The organism is Immundisolibacter sp. (assembly GCF_014359565.1).
GTDB lineage: Bacteria > Pseudomonadota > Gammaproteobacteria > Immundisolibacterales > Immundisolibacteraceae > Immundisolibacter.
Genome location: NZ_JACIZD010000010.1, coordinates 67,610 through 75,949, shown reverse-complemented (window position 1 = coordinate 75,949; position 8,340 = coordinate 67,610). Strand labels below are relative to the sequence as shown.

General features: G+C 66.6%; 9 protein-coding genes and 1 tRNA gene. 5 read left to right on the top strand and 5 right to left on the bottom strand.

What is annotated here, in order from left to right; genetic code table 11:
* The 3 genes from H5U26_RS11245 to H5U26_RS11235 all read right to left on the bottom strand — a co-directional run.
* Positions 1 to 180 (bottom strand): HD domain-containing protein (locus H5U26_RS11245; RefSeq protein WP_290619686.1); only part of this gene is annotated, 180 nt, incomplete at its 3' end.
* Positions 181 to 483: 303 nt separating this feature from the next.
* Positions 484 to 560: transfer RNA gene (locus H5U26_RS11240), tRNA-Arg, on the bottom strand.
* Positions 561 to 639: 79 nt separating this feature from the next.
* Positions 640 to 1,530 (bottom strand): cytochrome b/b6 domain-containing protein, encoded by an 891-nt coding sequence (locus H5U26_RS11235; protein WP_290619684.1) that lies wholly within the window; start codon positions 1,528 to 1,530, stop codon positions 640 to 642.
* Positions 1,531 to 1,559: 29 nt separating this feature from the next.
* Between H5U26_RS11235 and H5U26_RS11230 the strand changes: the two genes are divergently transcribed.
* From H5U26_RS11230 to H5U26_RS11220, 3 genes are read left to right on the top strand one after another with little or no spacing between them, the layout of a single operon-like run.
* Positions 1,560 to 2,684, top strand: a complete 1,125-nt coding sequence (locus H5U26_RS11230; protein WP_290619682.1) for a glycosyltransferase family 1 protein — start codon at positions 1,560 to 1,562, stop codon at positions 2,682 to 2,684.
* Positions 2,671 to 3,420, top strand: coding sequence for a polysaccharide deacetylase family protein (locus tag H5U26_RS11225; protein WP_290619680.1), 750 nt, complete (start codon positions 2,671 to 2,673; stop codon positions 3,418 to 3,420). Before H5U26_RS11230 ends, H5U26_RS11225 begins: the two co-directional genes overlap by 14 nt.
* Positions 3,417 to 4,406 (top strand): lysylphosphatidylglycerol synthase transmembrane domain-containing protein, encoded by a 990-nt coding sequence (locus H5U26_RS11220; RefSeq protein ID WP_290619678.1) that lies wholly within the window; start codon positions 3,417 to 3,419, stop codon positions 4,404 to 4,406. The genes H5U26_RS11225 and H5U26_RS11220 overlap by 4 nt, the downstream gene beginning before the upstream one ends.
* A gap of 126 nt (positions 4,407 to 4,532) precedes the next feature.
* Here the strand turns inward: H5U26_RS11220 and H5U26_RS11215 are convergent, their stop codons facing one another.
* A complete protein-coding gene (locus H5U26_RS11215; protein ID WP_290619676.1) occupies positions 4,533 to 5,498 on the bottom strand; it encodes a dihydrodipicolinate synthase family protein in 966 nt (321 codons plus the stop codon).
* Positions 5,499 to 5,535: 37 nt separating this feature from the next.
* Entirely contained in the window at positions 5,536 to 6,498 is a 963-nt protein-coding gene (locus H5U26_RS11210; protein WP_290619674.1) for a dihydrodipicolinate synthase family protein, read from the bottom strand.
* 237 nt (positions 6,499 to 6,735) lie between these two features.
* On the opposite strand from H5U26_RS11210, the gene H5U26_RS11205 reads away from it, so the two are divergent.
* Together H5U26_RS11205 and H5U26_RS11200 are read left to right on the top strand one after the other, a co-directional pair.
* Complete coding sequence (locus H5U26_RS11205; protein WP_290619672.1) at positions 6,736 to 7,452, top strand: SDR family NAD(P)-dependent oxidoreductase; 717 nt, start codon at positions 6,736 to 6,738, stop codon at positions 7,450 to 7,452.
* Between the two features lie 220 nt (positions 7,453 to 7,672).
* Positions 7,673 to 8,248: a YajG family lipoprotein gene (locus tag H5U26_RS11200; protein WP_290619670.1), complete on the top strand. Its 576-nt coding sequence runs from the start codon at positions 7,673 to 7,675 to the stop codon at positions 8,246 to 8,248.
* Positions 8,249 to 8,340 lie beyond the last annotated feature (92 nt).

Sequence of the window (8,340 nt, the reverse complement as noted above, 5' to 3'; positions counted from 1 at the left end):
GACGCAGTCGTGCAGCAGGCCCGCAATGGCCTGGTCTTCGTCGCCACCGTGTTCGAGCACCAGGCCGGACACCGCCAGCAGGTGCGAGACGTAGGGAATGGCCGTGCCCTTGCGCACATGGCCGCTGTGGGCTTCGCGCGCGAAGACGAGCGCTTCGGCGTAGCGGTCGGTCAGGGTCATGGTCGGGTCGGATTCAACATAGGAAAGGCCGACCGCCCCGTGAGGAACGGCCGGCCTTGGCCCGGAATTGCCAGCGTTGGAGGTAATGGGCCCCAGGACCTTACGGCCCCCTGGTGTTCACCACAGGGGTCCCGGGACGGAACGTCGCCAGTGTCGCCGCTGTCGCGACCCGGTGCAAGGGTGGGGGCAAGATGCCGCCACCACTGCTACCGCGCTACCGTTTGTTACCGTGGTGTTTACCGTGGCCGAAATAAATAGGCATCAAGCACGACAAGATCATCCGTAACCTACTGGTTTAAAAGGTGGTGCCCCGAACACGATTCGAACGTGTGACCTTCCCCTTAGGAGGGGGACGCTCTATCCATCTGAGCTACCGGGGCGCGAGGGACGCCCGTCGCGAGGCACGCGCGGGGCATCCGAAACCTTACCCGAAGCTGCGCCGGCCCGTCCACCGGAACATCAGCCGGGCAGTTCCAGCACGGCCCATACCGTCCCCGCTGCCAGCGCCAGACACACCGCCGCCCGCCACAGGGGGGCCATGAAACCTGGACGGTCCTCGTAGACCCCGGCCGGCTTGCGGCCCGTGAACATGGCCTTCAGCAGATTCTCGCCGCGCCACAGGTACAGCAGCACGGCCGCCACATGCAGGCCCACGGCCAGCAGCAGCAGGTTGAAGTTCGTCTTGTGGATGAAAGTCAGAAAACTGCTGGTGTCGCCTGTCACCAGGTGCGCCAACGGACCCTCGTTGAAGATGTCGTCGTTGGCGAACAAGCCAGTGCCGGCCTGCATCGCCACCAGCGCCAGCAGGACCATCACCATCCAGCCGCCCAGCGGGTTGTGGCCAAGGTAATGCTGCGGCCGGCGGCTGAACCAGGCGTGCACATAGGACAGCACCGCCCGTGGTCCGCGCACGAAGCCCGTAAATCGGGCGCTGCGGCTGCCCCACAGCCCCCACAGCACCCGGAACACCAACAAGGTCAACACCGCGTAACCGCAGCGCATGTGCCACTGCATGTATTCGACTCCCGCCTCGGCGCTGGCCCATGCGCCGCCGAGCAGCGCCACCAGTGCCCAGTGGAACAGCCGCACCGGCCAGTCCCATATCGCAATCGGCCCCGTGTTGGGGGCTTTCGCGCCATCGACCTGCCCGCCGTGCTGTGTCATGGTTTCGCCTGATGGGTGTGTTAAGGTGCCGTCCCGCTGTGCATGACCGGTCGGGGCGTCGCCCAGCGCCGACATGTTATAGCGGCTGCGGATGCACAGTTCCAGCAATGCCGCCGGCGGTGAGCCCGGGCGACGCAGGTGGAACCGACCGAGCTTGCGGACACTCCAAGTCCAGTCCTTGGCCATATCGGCCGGCGCCCAGGATTCATCACAGCGTGCATATCGCCGACATCACGATGTTCTACGCCCCCACCAGCGGTGGCGTACGCACCTATCTGGAATACAAACAGCGTTACCTGGCCACCCAGAGCGGCATCCGCCACAGCGTGCTGGTGCCCGGCAAGCGCCTGGAAAGACAAGGAGCGTTTCACACCCTGCCCGCCCCGCCCCTGGGCTGGACTGGCTACCGGCTGCCGCTGCGCGGCGCACGCTGGACACAGGAACTGTGCCGCCTGCAGCCGGACCTGATCGAGGTCGGCGATCCATATCGCCTGGCCTGGGCCGCGCTGGCCGCCGGGCAGCGCCTGGGCATACCGGTGATCGGCTTTTATCACTCCGACCTGCCACGGCTGGTCGACAGTCGCTTCGGCAGCGGCGCGCGGCGGCTGGCCGAACGTTACGTGCGCAACCTTTACACCCGCTTTCAGGAAGTCCTGGCACCGAGCCGGGTCATGGCGCGGCAACTGCGCGCAATCGGCGTGGAGCGGGTAACCGTGCAGCCGCTTGGTGTCGACACACAGGCGTTCAATCCCGCCCATGCCGATCCAGCGCTGCGCCGGCAGCTGGGTGTCGGCGCCGATACCCGGCTGCTGGTGTTCGCCGGCCGCGCCGCGCGCGAGAAGAACATTCCGCTGCTGTTGGCAACGGCGCGTGCCCTGGGGCCGGCCTATCACCTGCTGCTGATCGGCCCCGGCATGCCCCGGCCGCCGGCGCGCAATGTGACGGTCATTGACGGCTACATGCCAACGGCGCAGCTGGCCAGGCACTTGGCCGCCTGCGATGCGCTCATCCATGCCGGCAATCATGAAACCTTCGGCCTGGTGGTGCTGGAGGCCATGGCCAGCGGCCTGCCGGTGATCGGCATCCATGCCGCCGCGCTGCCCGAACTGGTCCTGCCCGGCACCGGCGTGCTGAGCGCGCAGGCCAGCTGCGACGGCTTGGTGGACGCCACGCGCACCCTGTTCAGCCTGGACCCGGTCGCCATGGGCCGCCGCGCACGCCGGCGGGTCGAGGAACACTACGCCTGGGAACAGACCCTGGGCAGTCTGATCGGACATTACCGGCGCCTGCTGGGCCAGCCAGCCTTGAGCCGCGGTGGCTCGTCACGTGGCCTCTCCTGAGCCCGGACCTGCGCTGTGCGTGGTGCTGCACGACGTGGCGCCGCAGACCTGGGATGCATACCAACCCTTTGTGGCCTTCGCCGACCGGCTGGGCGTGCCGCTGACGCTGCTGGTGGTGCCGGACTTCCATCATGGTGGCGATCTGCGCCGCCATCCGCAGTTCGTCAGCGCGATGAATGCCCGCCTCGCCCGCGGCGACGAGATCGCCCTGCACGGCTACTTTCATGCCGACGAGCTGCCGCTGCGGGGCGATCCGGTGGATTTTTTCATGCGCCGCGTCTACACCCGTGAGGCGGAGTTCTATCGCCTGGACACCACCGCGGCTGGCGAACGCCTGCGGCGCGGACTAGAGCTGTTTGCAGGGCTCGGCTGGCATGCAAGCGGCTTCGTGGCACCGGCCTGGCTGCCGGGGCCCGGCACGCGCGCGGCGCTGCGCGACTCGCCGCTGCGTTACACCAGTACCTCGCAAACGCTGGTCGATTTGCGATCGAAGCGGACGCACAAGGCACCCGGACTGGTGTGGAGTGCCCGCAGTCGGTGGCGGCGGGCCGTGTCGGAGCGGGTAAACTTGGCGCTGTTGCGGCGCCATCGCGCAGCGCCCCTGCTGCGCCTTGGCTTGCACCCGGTCGACATGCAGCACGCCGCCGCCCGGCAGTTCTGGACCGCTACCCTCACTCAGCTGCTGACCTGTCGCACTGCGCTCACCAAATCGACCTGGCTGGACCAAGCCGCTTGAAACGCACATTTCTGCTGATTGCGCTCGCGCTGGCCGTGGGCGCAGCCATTCCCGTGTTCATTGGCGGGCGGGCCCTGCTCCCCGAGCTGCGCAGCCTGCCGGCCCAGGTTTGGCTGGTCGCGCTGGGCAGCGTCGCCATCGGTTGGCTGATCAACGCCATGCGCCTGCGTCTGGTGCTGGGCGGTCTTGGCCAGAAGCTGGGCCTGCCGCGTGCGGTGGCCAAGGTAATGGCCATCGACTTCGCCACCAATGCCACGCCGGCCGGCAGCGGCGGCGCGCTGGCCTATGTCTACCTGGTCGCCCAGCGCGGCATCAGCAGCAGCCACGCGGCGGCCATGTATGCGCTGGACCAGGTGCTCGACCTGACGTTCTTTCTGGCCGCGCTGCTGGTGATCGCACCGCTGTTGCTGGCCGGACCGCGCGAGCCGCACCTGGGCTGGCAGATCGGCACGCTGCTGACGCTGCTGATCGGTGGCTGCGTGCTGCTGTGGATGATGGTGCGCGATTACCGGCGCGTGCTGCTGTGGGCCGGGCGCATGCTGCACCATTTGCGCATTTCGGTCTCCCGGCGGCGACAACTGGCGCGCTGGATCTTGCGCTTCCGGCATGGCCTGGGCCTGCTGCTGGGCCTTGCCCGCTGGCGTCTGGGGCTGGTCTATCTGCTGTGCGTGTGCCACTGGCTGATCCGCTACAGCATCCTGTTCTGGATCGTGCGAGGTCTTGGCCAGCACGTGCCGTGGTCATACCTGTTCCTGGCGCAGATGCTGAGCTTTGGCGCCGGTCAGGCGACCCTGCTGCCGGGCGGCAGCGGTGGCGTCGAACTTGGGTTCAGCGCGCTGCTGGCGCCGTGGCTGCCGGCCGCCACGCTGGCGGCCGGCCTGATTGCGTGGCGCTGCGCCACGTATTACTGGCTGCTGCTGGCCGGCGCGGGGCCGTTCGTGCTGCTGATCGGCCGGCGGCTGTGGCAGGAGCCGCCGCCGGCCTGAATCGCCCGGTCGATGCGCAGGGCCGGGACTGACCGGCGCGAAACTGCCACCCAGCGGCGGGACATAAAAAAAGCCCGGCAACCGTTGACCGGCCGCCGGGCTTTTCAGAACCGAATGAGCGCGCTTTCAGACCACGCCCAGTTCGCGCAGCTTGCTGCGAATCTTGTCCTTGAACTCTTCGGAAGCCTCGCGCACCGGCGGCATGATGCGCCCGGCATTCAGGCCGATCTCCTCGAACCACACCTTGATGCCGGCCAGCGCCGAGGCATAAGTCGCAGTCTGAACGACGGTCCACAGGAACACGTCGGCGTAGAACTCGCGCACCGGGTTCAGCTTGTCGGACACGGCGCGGGCTTCTTCCCACTTGCCCTGCGCCGCCAGCGCGCGGTACTGCTTGACCAGCGGACGCAGCTTGCCGTACAGGATGTAGGACAGCTCGCCCCACACCACCTGGCCGCCCAGGCGCAGGTCTTCCAGGAACACCGACTCCAGCGGGTCGGAGACGATGAAGTCCTTGCGCAGGTCGTGACGCAGCTTGAGTGTCTCGGCGCGGATCAGGTGACCCTGCTTGACCGCCACCACGGTGTCCAGATCCGCCAGGCGGCGCATCAGGTCAAAGCCCAGCACCTTGCCGGAGACCGGCGTGCGGTACAGGCATACGGCCAGGTCCGTGCGGTCGGTCAGGTACTTGAACCAGTCGAAGATTTCATCGTCGGTGCGCAGCTGCACCACCGGGTTGATGACCTCGGCGCCTTCGAAGCCGAGCTTCTCGACGTAGTTCATCTTCTCGATCGCCTGGTGCACCGACGGGTCCAGGATGATGGTCCACAGCGGAATCTTGCCGCGGGCGGCCTCGGCCACCACCTGGTGGTACTTCAGCCACTCGCCGAGCGTGACGTTCCAGCACTCGGAGATGAAACCGCCGACCACCAGACCCTCGACACCCATGTCGACGAACTTGTCGATGTTCTCGCGCAGTTTGGGGTAGTCGAACTGGAAATCGTTGCCGACCGGGCTGATCGGGCACATGTAGAAGCCCTTGATCTTTTCGACGGCCCAGGCCTTGGCGTCCTTGCGACTGTAATCCAGCATGACTGCATTCCTCCAGAATTGATTATGGGGGGCCGGCTCAGACCAGGCCCAGTTCCTTGACTTTGGCGCGGATGTACTCGGCCCGCTCGTCCGACACCGGCCGCACCGGCGGGATCATGCCGCCGGCCTTGAAGCCGAGCGCCTCGAACCACACCTTGACGCTGGCCACCGCGCCGGCGTAGGTCGCCGTGCGCACGATTTCCCACAGCAGGATTTCACCCAGGAACTCGCGCACCGGGTCCAGCTGCACGGAGACCGCGCGAGCCTCTTCCCACTTGCCCTGCGCCGCCAGCGCGCGGTACTGGTCGATGAGAGTGCGCTTCTTGCCATAGGCGAGGTAGGAAATCTCGCCCCAGCAGACCTGCCCGCCCACGCGCAGGTCTTCCAGGAACACCGCCTCGGTCGGGTCCGATACGATGAAATCCTTGCGCAGGTCGTGACGCAGCTTGAGCGTCTCGGCACGGCTCAGGCTGCCCTGCTTGACCGCCACACAGGTGTCCAGATCGGCCAGCCGGCGCATCAGGTCAAAGCCCAGCACCTTGCCCGATACCGGCGTGCGGTACAGGCACACGGCCAGGTTGGTGTGATCGGTCAGGTACTTGAACCAGTCGAAGATTTCATCGTCGGTGCGCAGCTGCACCACCGGGTTGATGACCTCGGCGCCTTCGAAGCCGAGCTTCTCGACATAGTTCATCTTCTCGATCGCCTGGTGCACCGACGGGTCCAGGATGATGGTCCACAGCGGCAGGCGGCCCTTGGCGACGTCGGCCACCACCTCGTGATAGCGGTACCAGTCCGACAGGGTCAGGCTCCAGCACTCGGAGATGAAGCCGCCGATCACCAGGCCATCGATGCCGACATCGATGAACTTCTCGACGTTGTAGCGCAGCGCCTCCTCGTCCATCTTGCCGTCTTTGACGGGGCTGATCGGGCACTGATAGAAACCGGTCAATTTCTTCAAGGCCCAGGCCTTGGCGTCTTTGCGGTCGAATTCGAGCATGGCACGCTCCTTTGTGCGGGTGCTTACGGGGTGGAACACATCAAAATGACTGAACGGTCGGTCGATAGCCCGGCGGCACGTAACCCTCCAGTTCCCGAATCCGAGTCCGTAGGAAGTGCCGGATCATTTCAGAATCGCCCCCCGAAATCAACCTGACGGCCGCCCTGGCTACGCCTATCATGGCGGGCAAAAGTCGCTGTCACGCTCGCTTCTGGAAGCCGCCGCCGGAGATAAGGCATGAGCACATGGCCCACTGCATTGATCGTCGGCGCCGGCCCAGGGCTGGGCCTGTCACTGGCCCGCCGCTTCGGACGCGAAGGCTACGCCGTGGCCATGGTCGCGCGCCGCCAAGCGGTGCTGGCAGAACTGGCCGCGCAACTGGACTCGCTCGGGCCGCGCCTGAAAACCTACGCCGCGGATGCCACCGACCCGGCCGCGGTGGGCGAGGTCTGCGCCGCCACCCTGCGCGACCTTGGCGAGCCATCCGTACTGATCTACAACGCCGGCAGTTACCTGCCCGGTGGCATTGCCGACATCACGCCCGAGCAGTTCGAGGCTGCCTGGAAAACCGGGTGCATGGGCGCCTTCCTGTTCGCGCGGGCCCTGCTGCCGGCCATGGCCGACGCCGGCCGTGGCACCGTGCTGCTGACCGGTGCCACGGCTGCACTGCGCGGCGGCAAGGGATTTGCCGCGCTGGCGGTACCCAAATTCGGTCTGCGCGCGCTGGCCCAGTCCATGGCGCGCGAGTACGGCCCGCAGGGCGTGCACGTGGCACACGTCGTGATCGATGGCCAGATCGACACCCCGCGCCTGCGCGAACGTGACCCGGACCGGTCGGCGCACACGCTGCTGGCGCCCGACGCCATCGCCGAAACCTACTGGCAGCTGCATTGCCAGGACGCGACCGCGTGGACACAGGAACTGGACCTGCGACCGTCGCTGGAACGGTTCTAGGAAATCGATGAATTGATCCATCGCGGATTTCTCGGCGGCAAAAACTTGGTAGGAGCGCAGCTCTGCTGCGCGATGATCGCCCGGCACAGCCGGGCTCCCACAGTTCTCCGATGGCTCCGCCCTATAGCCGCTGGTTTTTGTGAGCGCGCCCCCGCGCTGCGGGAAAGACGGTCGGGACGGCACAATATGCGGCCACTCCCCGCCTCTTGGATCGATTCTCATGCCCCGCCTGTACCTCGCCGTCGTCGCCCTGACCAGCCTGCTTGCTGCCTGCAGCACGGCACCCCAACGCCTGGACCTGAAACCGGCCATAGACGTCACGGCCCGTAACCTTGGTCAGGGCACACCGGTGGCGGTGACCGTCATCGACCGCCGTCAGCTCACCGAGGCGCAACGCAGCGGCAGCGTGACCGGCATTGATCCGGCCGTGAACGTGGTCGACGTGGTGTACCAGGAAGCCACCCGCGCCCTGGAGCAGCTCGGCTTTGCCGTCGAGCCGTCCGCCAGCCCGCTCGGCAATACCCTGACGCTGGAACTGCTGAACATCAATTACGACCTGTCGACCGCCGTGATGAAAAAGACCGTGTTCGTGGACGCCGACGTCCGCGCCACCGCGGCCGCTGGCGGCAACACCTTCGCCACCACCTACCGCGCGCACCAGGAACAGGAAGTCGCCTTCCTGCCCTCCCGGGCCCTGAGTCAGCGCCTGGTCAACGAAACGCTGTCGAATGCCTTGAGCCGCGCACTTGCCGACCCGCAGCTCATGGGCGTATTGACACAGCGCAACGCGCGCTGAACGGCGCCGCCTCCCGAACGATTGTCAGGGACGTCGAAACGATTACCATGCCCCTGCCGGCGGATGCCGGTGAGCGTTCGAACTTGCGGAGA

What these genes read in the sequence shown, in the direction of transcription:
- H5U26_RS11235 (WP_290619684.1), bottom strand. Translation starts at nt 1,530, where the DNA reads ATGGCCAAGGACTGGACTTGGAGTGTCCGCAAGCTCGGTCGGTTCCAC.
- H5U26_RS11215 (WP_290619676.1), bottom strand. Translation starts at nt 5,498, where the DNA reads ATGCTGGATTACAGTCGCAAGGACGCCAAGGCCTGGGCCGTCGAAAAG.
- H5U26_RS11210 (WP_290619674.1), bottom strand. Translation starts at nt 6,498, where the DNA reads ATGCTCGAATTCGACCGCAAAGACGCCAAGGCCTGGGCCTTGAAGAAA.
- H5U26_RS11205 (WP_290619672.1), top strand. Translation starts at nt 6,736, where the DNA reads ATGAGCACATGGCCCACTGCATTGATCGTCGGCGCCGGCCCAGGGCTG.
- H5U26_RS11200 (WP_290619670.1), top strand. Translation starts at nt 7,673, where the DNA reads ATGCCCCGCCTGTACCTCGCCGTCGTCGCCCTGACCAGCCTGCTTGCT.